This is a genomic window from Arthrobacter sp. GW822-FHT05G07, from assembly GCF_058799755.1.
Map to the genome: position 1 here is coordinate 356,727 of NZ_JBXALT010000006.1, position 16,568 is coordinate 373,294.

Here is a 16,568-nt window from a genome sequence, read left to right on the forward strand (position 1 = left end):
TGTACAGAAACCCTTCACGGAACGTATTGTGCACGATGCTAGGAGTCACCCATTGCAGGACCGTAAGAAAGATTCGTTGTTTGAAGCACCCGTGGACCAAGCGCGGGGGAAGCAGGTGACCAACTGGAGGTTGTTGGTTGGCCAGGCTGTTCAAATCCGGCGCGACAACGTCGTCGTTGACCAAGGTGTGGTGGACGCCGTGACGCCGGACGGCAGCGTTCTATGGCTCAATCAAAAGGGGGCGGTAGGGCGGCGGATGGTGGTGAAAGAACACGGGGCGGGCATCCGGATTCAGCTCATCAACTGAGCAAGGCCGCGGACCTGCTGCTCCGGCCTTCCCGGCGGCTTTCCGTCGTCCTATGCTGAACCGTACGAGTTGCCCTGCCCATGCCGAACCGTCACATCCAAGCGAGGTTGCGCCATGACCGTGAAACTCAACAAGAAGGCCTTCGACCACGCGAAGCATCTGATCCGCGACGGCAACGTGGTCAAGGACACCCGCGATGACTGGAGTGAGCACGCGCCCACCACCAAGGATGAGAATGCCTTTCTGGACAAGAACGGCCACGCCGAGTACTCCAAGTGGTTTCTTGGTGTGGACGACGAACACCCCGACGATCAAAAGGGCCACTACAAGTTCCCCGTGGGCGACTTCAAGAAGATCCATCGCTGTGGCGTGATCTCTGCCGAGAGCAGAGCCGGCCAGTACGACTACGACGATATTCGTGATGCTCTGGGGAAGCTTCTCGAAAAGATTGACGAGGATTGAACCCCCGTGGCCAAGCTCATCTATTCGGCCATCATGTCCTTGGACGGCTACATCGCGGACACCGAGGGCAACTTCGACTGGGGCGTGCCGGACGAGGAAGTGCACCGTTTCATCAATGATCGTGAGCGCTCCGTGCAGCACTACCTCTACGGCAGGCGGCTCTACGACGTGATGAGCGCTTGGGATAGTTGGGACACGAAATCGGAACCTGCGTTCATCGACGACTTCGCGAATCTCTGGCGGCAGGCCGACAAAGTGGTGTTCTCCAGGACATTGCAGGACCCGAGCACCGGAAACACCAGGATAGAGAGCGATTTCATAGCAGAAGATATTCGGCAGTTGAAGGCCTCGGTTGCCACCGACATCCTGATCGGAGGTCCTGAACTCGCGGCGCAGGCTTTCCGCGAGGGCTTGGTGGATGAATGCCAGCTCATTATCGTGCCGGTGTTGGTGGGCGGCGGCAAAAAGGGCTTGCCTGACGGCGTGGACGCCCGGCTGGAGCTTGTGCAGGAGCGTACGTTCAACGGCGGCGCCATTTTCCTCAAATACCGGGTGCTCGACTGAGACCGGCCTCTGCCGTTGGGTGTTTCGCGTGAACTTAAGCCCGCTGCGGTGCGCTGACCGGGAGGGAACGCAACGGGTCAGTTGAAGTATGCGCCAAAATCTCCGCAAGCTCAGCCAGCCTGTGTGCGCGCGCCGATTCAGCGGGCGAAAAAGGCTCACCCGGCCTGGAAAACACCAGCGGGCCGTGCCAAGCCGTCGGGATTTTGAGGATGTCGGAGGAAGGCCCGACGGCGGAACTCGCCTCGGGGGCCGGATGCTCAGGATCGTTGGGGACTACTTTGGCGGACAGGAGTTCGGCCACAGCGTGGGGAAGTTCTTTCGGGTTTCCGGCGATGCGGGTGGCGAGGCTCAGTGCCTTGGTTTGGCCATCGGCCATGGCCAGTGCGGTGGTGGGCCAGACATGGGACTCGTGCCCGCCGCCGTCGTGAAGTGCTTTCAGCAGTTCCTGCTCGGTGACATCGCCAGGGGCGGAGAGAACGAACTCATCCATGACTGATTCCCCGAGGCCCGTGGCGGTGCCACTAGTCCTGGCCATGGGGTGGACGTGAAGGCTGAGGATGTTGGTGTCCAGCTTCGCGAGCGACTGGGTAATTTTCTGCAGGGACCCTGGCTGGTCCAGCAGCACAGTTCGTGCACGCCACAGGGCAGGAGCGAGGTGCAGCTTGTGTCGTTGTCGGAGAGCAGGCGCGTGCAGCCAGCGCCGTAGGACCTTCGCCGCGGATGGTTCGGCCACCCAGATGACCAGGACAGTGGCTGTGACCGCCAGCAGCAGGACTTTGGCAACGTAGGGAAGGTGCGTTTCCACCACGGCGGCATGCACTAGAAGTTCGATGGGGAGCATGACGGCAATGTTGGCGAGGGTGAGCCTGGCTTTGGGCGGTTCGGGCAACTGCCCGCAGACATCACAGAGGAGGTCCGCGGTGACGGGAGTGCTCGGGTTGGGCTTCATATTCTCATGCTGCCCCGCCCCTGTTTCCAACCGGTTGCCTGTGCGTCACGTTTCGGGGACAGCTCAGTGAACGCAAGAGCCCGGCGTTCTCGCGGAGAGAACGCCGGGCTCAAGAAGCAAACGGGAAGGATCATCCCGCGATGGCTGTCCTAGCGGATCCGGTCGGAATCGAGGTCCGGGTCGAGGTCGGAAACCTGGCCTGCGTTGCGGGCGGCGGCTGCGTCCTTCAGGAGGTCGCGGATCTCGGCCAGCAGCGCGGTGTCTGCAGGCAGCGGCTCTTCCTCGGGCTCCTCGGTGGAGAGACGGTCCTTGACCAGGGAATTGATCTTGTTCATGGGCGCCACGAAGATGAAGTAGACCACGGCAGCAGTGATCACGAAGGTCACCAGGGCGGTCAATACGGCGCCGATGTTGACGAGCGTGGCGGGGTTGTTCTCCCAGATCTTGAAGCCGAGCCCGTCAGCGTTCATGCCGCCGGCGGCGGCAATGACGGGGTTGATGATGTTGTTGGTGAAGGCTGTAACGAGCGCGGTGAATGCACTGCCGATAACGACAGCAATGGCCAGTTCGATCACGTTTCCGCGAAGAATAAAGTCCTTGAAACCCTTAAACATGGATGGTCCTCCGGTTGGGTGCGTTGTCTGCCTCAGCAGAGAACAAACTACCACTCCGAGGTTTCAAGGGGTTGTCACAGGGATGTGAGAGAGGGGTGGGGTGAAGGGCTCGGGATGTGAGAGAGGGTTGGGGTGAAGGGCTCGGGATGTGAGAGAGGGTTGGGGTGAAGGGCTCGGGATGTGAGAGAGGGTTGGCCGTTCTCTCACATCCCGGCGGGCAATCAGGCAATCAGTACTCGTCAGGCGAGCAGGGACCTGGTGTGGTCGTTCAGGAACATGCCACGGGGATCGAATTCCCTCCGCACCTGGATGAAGGTGTCCAGCTCGGGATAGAGGCGTTCCAAGCGGCTGCGGGTCATGAAGTGGATCTTTCCCCAGTGTGCGCGGGGTTCGAATTCCTGCAGCACCGCATCAGCATCCCGGAAGAACTGCCAGTAGTCGGTGCCTGGCTCCGTGGTCAGAGTAATGACGGTGCTGTCGCGGCCTTGGAACTGGGACATGTAGGCGTCGTCGGACTTCACCCAACGGACCTCAACCGGGTACTTCTGCTCGGGATACTTGCTGCGGATCAGTTCCTGGATGGCTTCGACAGCCACTAAGCCGTCCTCGCTGCGGACGAAGTACTCAAGTTCATGGAACTGCGTGGTGAAGCCGCCCGGGTAGATCCGGTAGGAACGGTCCAGCCGGGCACCCTCAACAGTGGAGAGCTGGCTTTCATCCTGAACGGAAGCCACGTTGTACCGCTTGGTGTAGCTCCGCCCGCTCATGCTGTGGTCCGGTGAACCGGGCAGGTCGAGGAGTTCACACGAGTCGTCCTCCGGGCACCAGAGGAACGAGTAGTGCCGGTTGTTATCGATGTCGGCCTGCCAAGTAGCGGTGGTTTCAGCCCAGGTGGGATACGTGATCTGTTCCTGCAGGTAGTAGCTGTCCTCGACGGCCAACTCGACTTCCAGGAAGATCCCCAAGGTTCCCAGGGCTACCTGTGCCGCCCGGAGTTCACGGATTTGGCCCTCACCGATTTCAACGATCTCGCCGTAGCCGTTGATCAGCTTCACCCAGCGCAGTTTGGACGAGAAGCTGCCCAGGTCCTTGCCGGATCCATGGGTGCTGGTGGCCAGTGCCCCGGCGATCTGTTGCTTGTCGATGTCGCCCTGGTTGCTGAGCGCCAGTCCCTTGTCCCACAGGGCGTCCCCGAAGGCGTTGATGGTGGTGCCGGCCAAAGCCCGGGCGCGGCGTCCCACTCGATCAGTGCCGGTGATGGCAGAGAGACCGGACATGTCCATCAGCACGCCGCCGGTCTGGACCAAGGGTGAGGACGAATGTCCTGAGCCGACCGCCCGCACGGGCAAGCCCTCGCGGATGGCAAAACGGACGGCGTCGAGCGCTTCTTGTTCGTTCCTGGGCCGAACCGTAAAGGCTGGCGTCGCGCTCTGGTTCCCGCCCCAGTTGGTCCAGGTGACATCTGTACCGAAAGGGGCGGTGGGGGTGGTTGCGGCCGGTATGCCGGATGCCCGGGAAACACGAGTGGTCATGGTGAAAGCTCCGTTGCTTGTCTGAACGCTCACGCGCCGTGGTTGATCATGACGTGCTTGGTGCGCGAGTAATCATCCAGTGCGTAGAGCGAGAGGTCACGGCCGTAGCCGGAACCTTTGAATCCGCCCCACGGTACCTCGCAGGCCAGCACAAGGTGTGCATTGACCCAGACGGTGCCGAAGTCCAGTTGCTTGGGAATCCGGAGGGAAAGGCTCGAGTCGCGCGTCCACACGGAGGCTGACAAACCATACGGGCTCTCGTTGGCTCGCGTGACTGCTTCCTCGGTGCTGCTGAAGGTCTCCACGGTGACGACGGGTCCGAAGATTTCGTGCGTGGCGATGTGTGCGCCCGCCGGCACGTTGCTGATGACGGTGGGCTCGATGAAGTAGCCGGGACCTTCCATGGTGGATCCGCCGATGGCCACGTCATGGCCCGCAGCGCGCGCTTCAGCCAGCGATTCCTTGACCCGCTCGTAGTGCGGGAGGGAAATCATGGGACCGATTTCGACGTCGTCACCGGCGTCTGGAGCACCGATCACCAGGGTGCTGACCTCGCGGACCAAGTGCTCTGTGAATTCTTCGGCCACGGACTCGTGGACCAGCACGCGGCAGGCAGCGCCACAGTCCTGCCCGGCGTTCCAGAAGCCGGCATTGCGTACACCCGCAGCGGCGGCACGGAGGTCGGCGTCAGGGAAGACAACAACGGGAGCCTTGCCACCGAGCTCCAAGTGGACGCGCTTGACGGACTTGGCAGCGGTTTCGGCCACAGCCTGGCCGCTCACGACGCTGCCCGTCAGCGCGACCAAAGCAATGTCCGGATGTTCGGACAGCCTCTGCCCAACGGTCCGGCCGCGGCCCGTGACGACGTTGAGGATTCCATCCGGAATGCGGCCGGCCAGCACCTCCACCAGTTTCAGGGTGGACAACGGGGTTTGCTCGGACGGCTTGATGACGATGCTGTTGCCCGCAGCGAGGATGGGTGCGATCTTCCAGGCGGCCATCAGCAGCGGATAGTTCCAGGGAGTGATGACGCCAACCACTCCCACAGGTTCGCGGAGGATCACGGACGTGTGGTCCGTGGCGTAGTCGCCGCCGGCCATGGAGGTCAGGGTGCGCGAGGCTCCGGCCATGAACCGGAAGGTGTCGATGGTGCTGGAGACATCGTCTTCGGAAACGGCCCGCGGTTTGCCGGTGTTGGCGGACTCGATGGCCTCGAACGCTTGGCGGTTCTGCTCGATGATAGTGGCGATGAGGTTCAGGACATCGGCGCGTTCCTTCGGGGTGGTGGCACCCCAGGTCTTTTGGGCTACGACGGCGGCTGCCACAGCGACGTCCACATCATCGGCCGTGCCGGCCTGCACCGAGGCGATGACCTGCTCCGTGGCGGGATCCACGACGTCGATGGACTGGCCTGAAGATCCGGGGACGAAGGAACCGTTGATGAAGTGTCCTGCTGGAGGCAAAGGCAGAGGGAGGGCGCCGGCGATATCCGGAGAACCTCCGGTGGAGCGTCGGACGGTGAACTGTTCGGTCTGGGTTGTAGTCATGATGATTCGCTTTCGTATGAGGGGCTGATCAGATGAGGGGCTGATCAGGTGAGGTCGGCGGTGATTGCAGGGGAGGGAAAGGGGGCGGCTTCAGGCTTCTGGCCAAAGATGCGTGCCGCGCAGTAATAGAGGGGAGCGACGACTACCAGGCCGACGATCCAGGAGATGTCCACGCCGCCCATCGCGGCGGCCAGCGGGCCGGTGTATACAGCTGTTGCCGAGAAAGGGACCTGGATCAGGGCGCCTGCTATGTAGGAGCCGATGGCGACCCAATTGAACCGCCCGTACACGCCGCCGTCGCGCTTGAAGAAGTCTTCAACGCGGTAGTCGCCGTGCCGCAGAAGGTAGTAATCCACCAGGTTGATGGCTGTCCAGGGAACCAGGACGTACATCAGGAACGACAGGAAGTTGGTGTAGAAGAGGATGAAATTGTCGCGGGCAAACAGGGCGATGCTGACGGCGACGACGAAGAGAATGATCGCGGCGACGCTGCGGGTCTTGGCGCGCGGCAGCCAATGGGGTTTGAACGTCTGGCCGATGGTGAGGGTGCACAGGACGCCGCAGTAGAGGTTCATGGCGTTGGAAGCCGCAACGCCCAGGCAGAAGATGCCGACGATGATCAGCGTCCACGGTTGGAGCATCGCGCCCAGGCTGCCAACAATTTCGACATCGCCGGCACTCATGGACACTGCGAGCGTACCCACCAAGGCGCCGAGGATCATGGGGAACAGGGTTCCCAGCACACAGCCCGAGTAGGAGGCCCAGAAGGCCGGGGCCGAGCCCGTCCCTTGCGGCATATAGCGGGAGTAGTCCGAGACGTACGGCGCATAAGCCAACTGCCACAGCGCCGAGACGGAGATGGTCCCCATGAAGCCGACCCAGTTGAAGTTGCCCTGCTCCAGGAAGCTGGCCGGAAGGCCATGGACCAGGAGGATCCACCCAAAGGCCAGCAACAAGGCCAGACCGGCCGCGACACTCAAAACGCGTGCGTAGGCATGGATGAGCCGGTAGCCGAAAATCGTGGCGATAACGCTGACCACACCGATGATGACGATGCCCGCGTCAACGCTGATGCCGGGACTGACGGCCGCCATTGCTTCGCCGCCAAACACCAGGTTCGCCGCGAAGAATCCGACGTACATGATCACCACGATGACCACGATCAACAGTGCCCCGAACGACCCGAACTGGCCACGGGTCTGGATCATCTGTGCCACACCCAATTGCGGTCCTTGGGCAGAGTGCAGCGCCATGAAGATGCCGCCCACAACGTTGCCGATGATGATGCCCACGATCGCCGGAACAAAGCCCAGGCCGAACACCGTAGTGGCGAGTCCGCCGGTCACGATGGTCATGATCATGATGTTGGAGCCGAACCAGATGGTGAAGAGGTCCCGGGCCTTGCCGTGGCGCTCGTTGGCCGGGATGGGCTGGATGGTCTTGTCTTCCAGCCGGGGAACCTCAGCGGTGGGCGCGGTGCTCATGACGCGGTCCGGGATGCCGAAGCCAGTTCGCGGCCAGCGGTGGCCTTGCTGCGGTTCACCATGAGGCCGAGAAGGTCGAAGACCAGGGTGGCCGCGGCGACCGTGGTGATATCAGCGTGGTCATACGCCGGGGCGACCTCAACGACGTCGGCACCCACGATGTTGATGCCGTTCAGTCCGCGGAGCAGGGCAAGGAGTTCGCGGGAGTGGAGCCCGCCCATCTCCGGGGTGCCGGTGCCGGGTGCGAACGCCGGATCCAGGACGTCGATATCGATGGAAACGTACACCGGGGTATCGCCCAGCCGGTCCTTCACCCGCTGAATGGCCGCCGGGACCCCAATAACGTCCAGGTCCGAGCAACGGATGATCTGGAAGCCGAATTCGTGGTCGCGGAGGAAGTCGTTGCGGTCATAGACCGGGCCGCGGATACCCACGTGCATGGACTTGTCCTCCACAAGGAGGCCTTCCTCGAACGCCCGACGGAAGATGGTTCCATGCGTGATGGGCTGGTCGAAGTAGGTGTCCCACGTGTCCAGGTGGGCGTCGAAATGCAGCAGTGCCACCGGACCATGAACCTTGTTCAGCGCTCGCAGCATGGGCAGGGCGATGGTGTGGTCGCCGCCGATCGAGATGAGCCGCTTGTCCTCGCTGAGCCCGTTGCCTCCGCTGATCAGGGGCAACGCCTGCTCCTCGATCTCGCGGACTGCCCTAGTGATGTCGTAGGGGGTGCAGGCAATATCGCCGGCGTCCACCACTTGGGCTTCGTATACCGGTTCAACGTCGAGCTCCGGGTGATAGCCCGGGCGGAGGAGCCGGGAGGCCTCGCGGACTGCGGCAGGGCCGAAACGGGCGCCCGGCCGGAAGGAGGTTCCGCCGTCGAACGGTACTCCTACGATCGCGATGTCGTAGTCCGGGACGCGGTCAATTTGGGGGAGACGGGCGAAGGTACCGAGTCCTGCATACCGGGGAACTTTGGTTGCGTCGACAGGGCCGATGGGCTGATGCGTTGCCATTGAAGAATCCTTGGGGTGAGGGGTGCTCGCCGTTGAGCGGGAAGTAAGTAATTCCATTCTTGGTGACGCCGATCACTCCGAAAAGCGCTACATTGACTACAAATGGTCGAGGCGTTTAGACGAATGTCTAAGAGGTGCCTGAAATGGCGCCAACCCCTCATCGAACGCAAGGAAAACAGGACCCCGCATGGCAATCACCGTGGCTGAACTCGTGGCCGAGCCTCAACTCGGGCTCACGCTCCTGGCAGGATCGGCGGGCCGGGACAACCGCATCACCTGGGCCCACACCTCGGATCTGCCCAGACTGTGGGAATGGGTGACAGGCGGCGAGCTCATGATGACCAACGGCCTGTCCATCCCGCCAGACGCGCAAGGTCAGGTGGCGCTCGCAGAGGCCTTGGTGGACAGCGGTGCCAGCGCCTTGGCGATCGGTGAGAAGATGCACGCGCCGCCCCTCACCGCGGAATTCCTGGCGGCGTGCGAGCGGCTGCCGTTGCCACTGGTCAACATCCCGTATCCGCTGCCGTTCATCGCAATCGCCCGGTCGGTTGCCGAGTCCTCACTGCTCGAAGAATCGCGCCGACTGCGGCAGACGGCCCGCGTCTACGATCTGCTCCGCACCGCCGGAGCTTCCGAGGACCATTGGCAGAGCCTGGTCCAGCGGCTGGCCACTGAGCTCGACGCAAACCTGTTCGTGGTGGACCGACGCTGCCTCCATCCCTGGCATCCGGACGGGCAAACGCTGCCAGAGTTCCTTGCCGAGGAATGGGCTCCGCTGTCCGGGCAGGTGTCCCTCGCCGGAAAGAACTTCCAGTGGCACCGCATCCGGGGCCGTCACGTGCTCACCATGGACATTCCCACGCATGCCAATGCGCTCCTGGTGGTGCTGCCCAACAGCGAACCGCACCCGGACGCCGTCGTACTCCTTCACGCCGCAACCGTGCTGGGACTGCAGCTTTCGCGCATCGTTTTGTCGCTGGAAGGCCGCCACCGGCTGGCCGGCGAGTTCCTCCTGCAGGCAATGGACGGACGCTTGGGCGCGGCCGAAATGGAGAGCCGGCTGGCAGCTTTCGAGGTTTCGCCCCAGGATTTCCTGCTCGCCTCGATGTCGGCGGGCGGCGGAGACAGACAAGCGGACGACGGCGACAGGCTGGCCAATGTGCACATCGAACTGTGGAGGCACGGGGTTGCGTCGGCGTCGTTGAAGCGGAACAACAGGCTCCATGTGGTGGTCCCGGCCGACGTCCCTGACCACGTCCTGGCGCACTGTGCCGGGGCGGATGCTGCGATCGGGATCAGCGCGCCGGCGGCCGTTGCCAACATCCAACGCGCACTGCAGGAATCCCTCTGGGCGCTTGGCTCCGCCCGTGCCAACAAGCTGGCACTGGCCCGCTATGCGGAGGGGCCGTCATGGCTGGGGCTGACGGGTTTCGAGGAAGGAACGGCGCTGGTTCGGCGGCTTTTAGGCCCGATTTTCGACTACGAGCAGAGCCAGGAGGGCGATCTCCTCGTCACGCTCAGGACGTATCTGGACTCGCAACGGTCCTGGCAAAAGACCGCAACGGCGTTGTTCGCGCACCGGCAAACCATCATCTACCGGATACGGAAAATCGGCGAGCTGACGGGGCTGGATATGGGTGAAACGTCCACAGTTGCCCAGCTCTGGTTCGCGCTGCAAATCCATGAGGCGATGCATCAGTAACTTCACCTTGCTTGCGCTTTTTCAAAACAACCAGCTATGGTGTGAAGCGTGTCACTCACGGTGACGCAACGCTTTTGATCTGCGGCGGGAGAGCCCTGCCGGTACATCCAGTCAGGCGCCGTAGGAGCAAATCCTCCCCAGGAATCTCTCAGGCCCATGTACCGCCGCGGTTAGGCAACTCTGGAAAGCAGTCCGGGTAACCGGGCTCACCGACGGTGCAAGCAGGCAACCATTCCTGCGGAATCTCTCAGGTCCAATACAGAGCGGGGAGGAACCCACATCATCGAGCGCTCACTGGGCGCCTGAATCATGGAGTTCCTCTTGACTGTTCAATCAACCCCCACCGCCTTCGCGGACCGGCACATCGGCGCCCGTCGCCAAGCCGATGTTGACACCATGCTCAAGGCCATTGGCTACGACTCTGTCGACGGCCTGGTAGACGTCGCGGTCCCCGATTCGATCCGCCAGGACACTGCCCTGAAGTTGGAGGACGCCCTCACCGAGGTCCAGGTCCTGACCGAGCTACGGAAGCTCGCTTCCAAGAACAAGACCGCTGTGCAGATGATCGGCCAGGGCTACTACGACACCGTCACGCCCCCGGTCATTCGCCGCAACATCCTTGAAGCTCCGGCCTGGTACACGGCTTACACCCCGTACCAGCCGGAAATTTCCCAGGGCCGCCTCGAAGCGCTGCTCAATTTCCAGACCATGGTGCAGGACCTCACCGGCCTGCCCGTTGCGAACGCTTCCCTGCTGGACGAAGCCACCGCCGTGGCCGAGGCCGTGTTGCTCATGCGCAGGGCCAACAAGAACCAGACTGCCAAGGACGGTAAGACTGTCCTGGACTCCGACCTCCTCCCGCAGACCATCGCGATCGTGAAGGGTCGCGCTGAGGCGTTGGGCTTCGAGGTGGAGATCGCTGACCTTTCGGCGGGCCTTCCCGACGGCGACATCAATGGCATCGTGCTCCAGCAGCCGGGCGTTTCGGGCCGAGTCTTCGATCACTCCGTCGTGATCGCCGACGCCAAGGAACGCGGTGCGCTGGTCACCGTCGCGGCTGACCTTTTGGCGCTCACCCTCATCACGCCCCCGGGTGAACAAGGTGCGGACATCGCCGTCGGAACCGCGCAGCGCTTCGGCGTGCCCCTGTTCTTCGGCGGCCCGCACGCGGCCTACATGGCGGTCCGCGAAGGCATGGAGCGCACACTTCCCGGCCGTATCGTGGGCGTTTCCAAGGACAACGCAGGCGTCCCCGGGTACCGTCTGGCCCTCCAGACCCGCGAGCAGCACATCCGCCGCGAAAAGGCGACGTCCAACATCTGTACAGCGCAGGCCTTGCTGGCCATTGTCGCCTCGATGTACGCCGTCTACCACGGTCCGGAAGGCCTGAAGGCGATCGCCGAAACCGTTCACGGCCATGCCCGCACCCTTGCCACAGCGCTGAAGAAAGCTGGCCGGGAACTTACGTCCGAGTCCTTCTTCGACACCCTCACAGTGCGCGTCCCCGGCAAGGCTGACAAAGTCATCGGCGCCGCCGAGGCACGCGGCATCAACCTGCGATTCATCGACGCCGACACCGTTGGGGTGAGCATTGATGAAACCACGACGCCGGAGGTCCTCTCCGCGGTGGCCGTCGCCTTTGGAGCCGGTCCGGTAGGGGACGCAGCAGGGTTCGAACTGCCCGCAGACGTGGTCCGAAGCAGCGACTTCCTGCAGCACCCGGTGTTCAACACGCACCGTTCCGAGACGCAGCTGTTGCGCTATATCCGCAGGCTGTCCGACCGGGACCTCGCACTGGACCGCACCATGATTCCGCTGGGTTCGTGCACCATGAAGCTCAACGCGACTGCTGAGATGGAAGCGATTTCCTGGCCTGAGTTCGCGTCGATCCACCCGTTCGCTCCGGACCACCAGACAGCGGGTTGGCGGGAACTGATCGAAGACCTGGAAGCCGACCTCACCGAGATCACGGGCTACGACCAGGTCTCCATCCAGCCGAACGCCGGTTCCCAGGGAGAGCTGGCCGGCCTGCTGGCCATCCGTGGATACCACCTGTCCCGTGGTGACCAGCAGCGCACTGTCTGCTTGATCCCCGCGTCGGCCCACGGTACCAACGCCGCGTCCGCGGTCTTGGCCGGGATGAAGGTTGTGGTGGTGGCCACGGCTGCCGACGGCACCATCGATCACGCAGACCTGACCGCCAAAATCGAAGCCAACAAAGACGTCCTGTCCTGCATCATGATCACCTACCCCTCCACGCACGGCGTTTACGACGCCGACGTCCGCGAAGTCTGTGACGCGATCCATGCAGCCGGCGGCCAGGTGTACGTTGACGGTGCGAACCTGAACGCGCTGGTTGGCCTGGCCCAGCCGGGCAAGTTCGGCGGTGACGTATCGCACCTGAACCTGCACAAGACTTTCTGCATCCCGCACGGCGGCGGTGGACCGGGCGTTGGCCCTGTTGCTGCGAAGGCACACTTGGCTCCGTTCATGCCGGGCGATGCGAACAAAGCAGCGCACGAGGAAGGGCATGGCGTGGCCATCTCAGCTTCCCGCTATGGCTCCGCCGGCGTCCTGCCGATTTCCTGGGCCTACGTGAAACTCATGGGCGGCCAAGGCCTCACCGACGCCACGAAGTCCGCGCTGCTCGCAGCCAACTACGTTGCCTCCCGCCTGGACGAGCACTTCCCCGTCCTGTACACGGGCGAGGGCGGACTTGTTGCCCACGAGTGCATCCTGGATCTGCGTGAACTGACCACCCGCACCGGAGTTACCGCTGAAGACGTGGCCAAGCGCCTCATCGACTTCGGATTCCACGCCCCCACGCTCGCGTTCCCGGTTGCGGGCACGCTCATGGTGGAACCGACCGAGTCCGAGGACCTTGCCGAGATCGACCGCTTCATCGAAGCCATGATCACCATCCGCGCCGAGATCGAGCAGGTGGCCAGCGGTGATTTCACTCTTGAGAAATCGCCGCTGCGCAACGCGCCGCACACAGCTGCCGCCGTCGTAAATTCCGGCTGGGACCGCGACTACCCGCGCGAGCAGGCAGCGTTCCCCGTCCACCACTTGAAGCAGGACAAGTACTTCCCGCCAGTTGGACGCATCGATGGAGCTGCCGGTGACCGCAACCTGGTGTGCTCCTGCCCTCCGCTCGAAGACTTCGAAAACTAAGGACTCCCGACATGTCTGAGAACTACACCGCTCTCTACGAGCAGCACAAAAAGGCCGGCGCTTCCTTCACGGACTTCGGCGGCTGGCAGATGCCGCTGAAGTACGAGTCCGAACTCGCCGAGCACCATGCCGTCCGTAACGCGGCGGGCCTGTTCGATCTCTCCCACATGGGCGAGGTCTGGGTCAGCGGCCCCGACGCTGCGGCCTTCCTGGACTACGCCCTGGTGGGCAAGCTGTCAGCGATCGCTGTAGGCAAGGCCAAGTATTCGCTGATCTGCAACGCCGACGGCGGCATCATCGACGACCTCATCTCCTACCGACGGGCTGAAGACAAGTACCTGGTAGTCCCCAATGCGGGCAACGCCAAGGTGGTCTCCGCGGCGCTGCTGAAGCGCGCGGCCGGTTTTGACGTCGTCGTCGAGGATGTCTCTGCCGAGACGTCACTCATCGCCGTGCAGGGCCCGACCGCTGAAGCCATCCTGCTGCAACTGGTCCCTGCGGAACAGCACGAGTTGGTCACCGAACTGAAGTACTACGCCGCGGTTGAGGTATCCATCAACGGGGAGGACCTGTTGCTCGCCCGCACCGGCTACACCGGGGAAGACGGCTTCGAGATCTACGTCCCGAACGTCGACGCCGCAGGCCTCTGGGAAGCGCTGCTGGAAGCCGGTGAAGGCCACGGACTCATCCCCGCAGGTCTCGCCGCCCGCGATTCGCTCCGCCTTGAAGCCGGCATGCCGCTCTACGGCAACGAGCTCTCCCAGCACGTCAATGCCTACGCAGCAGGCCTGGGCCCGGTAGTTTCCCTGGCCAAGGAAAGCGACTTTGTGGGCAGGGAGGCACTCACCGCCATCAAGGCTGCCGGTGTGGGGTCCACCCTTGGGCAGAAGCTCGTGGGCCTCAAGGGCACGCGCCGCCGTGCCGCGCGCGCCCACTACTCGGTGCTCAAGGACGGCTCCCTGATCGGCGAAGTCACCTCCGGCCAGCCAAGCCCGACGCTCGGTTACCCGGTAGCGATGGCCTACGTCGACGTCGAGCATTCAGAGCCGGGAACGATCGTTGAGGTCGACCTCCGAGGCAAAGCCGAACCATTCGAAGTTGTCGCCCTGCCGTTCTACAAGCGCCAAAAGTAGTCACGAGAAGTTAGGAATTGAAATGAGCAAGGTAGTTGCTGAATTGAAATACTCGGCCGAGCACGAGTGGGTTGCCTCTGATGGGGGCGGGCCTGTCGGGATCGGGATCTCTGCTGTAGCCGCTGACGCCCTGGGCGACATTGTGTACGTGGACCTCCCCGAGGTTGGTTCCACAGTGACCGCAGGCGAGACCTGTGGCGAGGTTGAATCCACCAAGTCGGTATCGGACCTGTACTCGCCCGTGACGGGGGAGGTGACCGAGATCAACGACGCCGTTGTCAGCGATCCGGCACTCATCAACAACGATCCCTACGGTGCCGGCTGGCTTTTCAAGGTTGCCGCCACGGAAGAAGGGCCGCTCATGTCGGCCGAAGAATACGCTGCAACGAACGGTGGAGAACTGTGAACCCGGTATCTGTGACTGAGTACCAGCAAGTTGTGTCGGCGTCGCTGGACGCCCAGCTATCAGAGCTGGATCCTGAGATCGCCGCAAAGATCGACGACGAACTCGGTCGCCAGCGCGACGGGCTGGAAATGATCGCCTCCGAGAACCACACGGCCGTTGCCGTGATGCAGGCCCAAGGTTCGGTGCTGACCAACAAATACGCCGAGGGTTACCCGGGCAAGCGCTACTACGGCGGCTGCGAACACGTCGATGTCATTGAGCAGCTGGCGATCGACCGCATCAAGGCACTGTTCGGCGCCGAATTCGCGAACGTCCAGCCGCACTCCGGTGCCCAGGCCAACGCTTCCGTGATGCACGCCCTGATCAAGCCGGGTGACACCATCATGGGGCTGAACTTGGCCCACGGCGGCCACCTGACCCACGGCATGCGCATCAACTTCTCCGGCAAGCTCTACAACGTGGTCCCCTACGGCGTTCGCGAGGACACCCACACCGTGGACATGGCCGAGGTTGAGCGCCTGGCCCAAGAGCACAAACCGGCGCTCATCGTCGCCGGCTGGTCCGCTTACGCGCGGCAGCTGGACTTCGCTGAGTTCCGCCGGATCGCCGACTCCGTGGGCGCGTACCTGATGGTGGACATGGCACACTTTGCCGGCCTTGTGGCCGCGGGCCTGCACCCCTCGCCGGTCCCGCACGCGCACGTCACCACGTCCACCACGCACAAGACCCTCGCGGGCCCCCGCGGCGGCATCATCCTCTCCAACGACGCCGATATCGCCAAGAAGATCAACTCGGCCGTGTTCCCGGGCCAGCAAGGCGGACCGCTGGAACACGTCATCGCAGGCAAGGCTGTTGCGTTCAAAATTGCCGCCTCGGAGGAATTCCGGGAGCGACAGGAACGCGTCCTCGCCGGTGCACGGATTCTCGCCGAACGCTTGGTGCAGCCCGACGTCGCCGCCAAGGGCATCAACGTAGTCTCCGGCGGAACCGACGTGCACCTGGTCCTCGTCGACCTCCGCAACTGCGAACTCGACGGCCAGCAAGCCGAAGATCGCCTCGCCGCAATCGACATCACCGTCAACCGCAACGCCGTCCCCTTCGACCCCCGCCCGCCCATGGTCACCTCCGGCCTGCGCATCGGCACCCCGGCGCTGGCAACGCGCGGCTTCGGGGAAGCGGCCTTCCGCGAGGTAGCGGACATCATCGCCGAAGTGTTGATCGCCGACGCCGACGCGGACCTTACCGGGTTGCGTCACCGTGTTGAGGCACTCGCTAAGGCGCACCCGTTGTACCCGGGGGTCGCGAACCTCGGCTAGCCGCTCGGTTTTGCTGGCCGTTTCGTGGGCTCGCTGCAAAACATGCCGTGCGCACGGCATGTTTTGCAGCGGGACCCCGTTTACGGAACGGCCCCAACGGCCGTTGGTGCGACCGGCCGTGGTGCACACGATGCACATTTGATCTCCCGGGTGAGGCGTTCGCTGGGAACGAATGCCTCACGTAAACACCGGGTTTGGAAGCTGCACTCGGCTTCCACAGGGGCTGGGCCTGCCTTGGCTCGGGATTTGGCCCGGCCCCACATTCTTGTTTGTTTCACTCTTCCCTGAAAGGGATCCCAGCCATGGCTGTTGGTGTTTTTGATCTGTTCTCTGTGGGTATTGGCCCGTCGAGTTCTCATACTGTG

The 16,568-nt window shown here is 63.1% G+C and carries 15 protein-coding genes and 1 riboswitch; of the genes, 9 read left to right on the top strand and 6 right to left on the bottom strand.

Annotated elements, in window-relative coordinates:
• Window positions 1-52: 52 nt before the first annotated feature.
• The 3 genes from AC1RJY_RS12780 to AC1RJY_RS12790 all read left to right on the top strand — a co-directional run bounded on the left by AC1RJY_RS12780 (window position 53) and on the right by AC1RJY_RS12790 (window position 1,333).
• A complete protein-coding gene (locus tag AC1RJY_RS12780; protein ID WP_238324420.1) occupies window positions 53-307 on the top strand; it encodes a hypothetical protein in 255 nt (84 codons plus the stop codon).
• A gap of 114 nt (window positions 308-421) precedes the next feature.
• A complete protein-coding gene (locus AC1RJY_RS12785; protein WP_014923209.1) occupies window positions 422-769 on the top strand; it encodes a hypothetical protein in 348 nt (115 codons plus the stop codon).
• A gap of 6 nt (window positions 770-775) precedes the next feature.
• Window positions 776-1,333: a dihydrofolate reductase family protein gene (locus AC1RJY_RS12790; RefSeq protein WP_011776611.1), complete on the top strand. Its 558-nt coding sequence runs from the start codon at window positions 776-778 to the stop codon at window positions 1,331-1,333.
• A 34-nt stretch (window positions 1,334-1,367) separates the two neighbouring features.
• On the opposite strand, the gene AC1RJY_RS12795 is transcribed toward AC1RJY_RS12790, so the two are convergent.
• From AC1RJY_RS12795 to speB, 6 genes are all read right to left on the bottom strand, one after another.
• On the bottom strand, window positions 1,368-2,282 hold the full coding sequence (locus AC1RJY_RS12795) for an amino acid-binding protein (RefSeq protein WP_498602425.1): 915 nt from the start codon (window positions 2,280-2,282) through the stop codon (window positions 1,368-1,370).
• A 149-nt stretch (window positions 2,283-2,431) separates the two neighbouring features.
• Window positions 2,432-2,896, bottom strand: coding sequence for a large conductance mechanosensitive channel protein MscL (mscL, locus tag AC1RJY_RS12800; RefSeq protein WP_011776609.1), 465 nt, complete (start codon window positions 2,894-2,896; stop codon window positions 2,432-2,434).
• A 239-nt stretch (window positions 2,897-3,135) separates the two neighbouring features.
• Window positions 3,136-4,461: a D-arabinono-1,4-lactone oxidase gene (locus AC1RJY_RS12805; RefSeq protein WP_498602426.1), complete on the bottom strand. Its 1,326-nt coding sequence runs from the start codon at window positions 4,459-4,461 to the stop codon at window positions 3,136-3,138.
• Window positions 4,458-5,975 carry an aminobutyraldehyde dehydrogenase gene (locus AC1RJY_RS12810; RefSeq protein ID WP_014923205.1) on the bottom strand — a complete coding sequence of 506 codons (1,518 nt, stop codon included), beginning with the start codon at window positions 5,973-5,975 and terminating at the stop codon, window positions 4,458-4,460. The genes AC1RJY_RS12805 and AC1RJY_RS12810 overlap by 4 nt, the downstream gene beginning before the upstream one ends.
• Window positions 5,976-6,019: 44 nt before the next feature.
• Window positions 6,020-7,459: a purine-cytosine permease family protein gene (locus tag AC1RJY_RS12815; protein ID WP_014923204.1), complete on the bottom strand. Its 1,440-nt coding sequence runs from the start codon at window positions 7,457-7,459 to the stop codon at window positions 6,020-6,022.
• A complete protein-coding gene (gene speB, locus AC1RJY_RS12820; RefSeq protein ID WP_187329906.1) occupies window positions 7,456-8,472 on the bottom strand; it encodes an agmatinase in 1,017 nt (338 codons plus the stop codon). Before speB ends, AC1RJY_RS12815 begins: the two co-directional genes overlap by 4 nt.
• 187 nt (window positions 8,473-8,659) lie before the next feature.
• Here speB and AC1RJY_RS12825 point away from each other — a divergent pair, with 187 nt between their 5' ends.
• From AC1RJY_RS12825 to AC1RJY_RS12850, 6 genes are all read left to right on the top strand, one after another.
• Complete coding sequence (locus AC1RJY_RS12825) at window positions 8,660-10,174, top strand: PucR family transcriptional regulator (RefSeq protein ID WP_014923203.1); 1,515 nt, start codon at window positions 8,660-8,662, stop codon at window positions 10,172-10,174.
• Window positions 10,175-10,249: 75 nt separating this feature from the next.
• A riboswitch (glycine riboswitch) is annotated at window positions 10,250-10,348 on the top strand.
• A 147-nt stretch (window positions 10,349-10,495) separates the two neighbouring features.
• A complete protein-coding gene (gene gcvP / locus AC1RJY_RS12830; protein WP_043471578.1) occupies window positions 10,496-13,348 on the top strand; it encodes an aminomethyl-transferring glycine dehydrogenase in 2,853 nt (950 codons plus the stop codon).
• Between the two features lie 11 nt (window positions 13,349-13,359).
• Window positions 13,360-14,481: a glycine cleavage system aminomethyltransferase GcvT gene (gene gcvT / locus AC1RJY_RS12835; RefSeq protein ID WP_014923201.1), complete on the top strand. Its 1,122-nt coding sequence runs from the start codon at window positions 13,360-13,362 to the stop codon at window positions 14,479-14,481.
• 22 nt (window positions 14,482-14,503) lie between these two features.
• A complete protein-coding gene (gene gcvH, locus AC1RJY_RS12840) occupies window positions 14,504-14,887 on the top strand; it encodes a glycine cleavage system protein GcvH (RefSeq protein ID WP_014923200.1) in 384 nt (127 codons plus the stop codon).
• Window positions 14,884-16,203 (top strand): serine hydroxymethyltransferase, encoded by a 1,320-nt coding sequence (gene glyA, locus AC1RJY_RS12845; protein WP_011776600.1) that lies wholly within the window; start codon window positions 14,884-14,886, stop codon window positions 16,201-16,203. Before gcvH ends, glyA begins: the two co-directional genes overlap by 4 nt.
• Before the next feature lie 302 nt (window positions 16,204-16,505).
• On the top strand, window positions 16,506-16,568 hold a 63-nt coding region (locus AC1RJY_RS12850), incomplete at its 3' end, for a serine dehydratase beta chain (RefSeq protein ID WP_498602436.1).

What these genes read in the sequence shown, in the direction of transcription:
- AC1RJY_RS12810 (WP_014923205.1), bottom strand. Translation starts at nt 5,975, where the DNA reads ATGACTACAACCCAGACCGAACAGTTCACCGTCCGACGCTCCACCGGA.
- AC1RJY_RS12795 (WP_498602425.1), bottom strand. Translation starts at nt 2,282, where the DNA reads ATGAAGCCCAACCCGAGCACTCCCGTCACCGCGGACCTCCTCTGTGAT.
- mscL (WP_011776609.1), bottom strand. Translation starts at nt 2,896, where the DNA reads ATGTTTAAGGGTTTCAAGGACTTTATTCTTCGCGGAAACGTGATCGAA.
- AC1RJY_RS12785 (WP_014923209.1), top strand. Translation starts at nt 422, where the DNA reads ATGACCGTGAAACTCAACAAGAAGGCCTTCGACCACGCGAAGCATCTG.
- gcvT (WP_014923201.1), top strand. Translation starts at nt 13,360, where the DNA reads ATGTCTGAGAACTACACCGCTCTCTACGAGCAGCACAAAAAGGCCGGC.
- gcvH (WP_014923200.1), top strand. Translation starts at nt 14,504, where the DNA reads ATGAGCAAGGTAGTTGCTGAATTGAAATACTCGGCCGAGCACGAGTGG.
- speB (WP_187329906.1), bottom strand. Translation starts at nt 8,472, where the DNA reads ATGGCAACGCATCAGCCCATCGGCCCTGTCGACGCAACCAAAGTTCCC.
- AC1RJY_RS12825 (WP_014923203.1), top strand. Translation starts at nt 8,660, where the DNA reads ATGGCAATCACCGTGGCTGAACTCGTGGCCGAGCCTCAACTCGGGCTC.
- AC1RJY_RS12815 (WP_014923204.1), bottom strand. Translation starts at nt 7,459, where the DNA reads ATGAGCACCGCGCCCACCGCTGAGGTTCCCCGGCTGGAAGACAAGACC.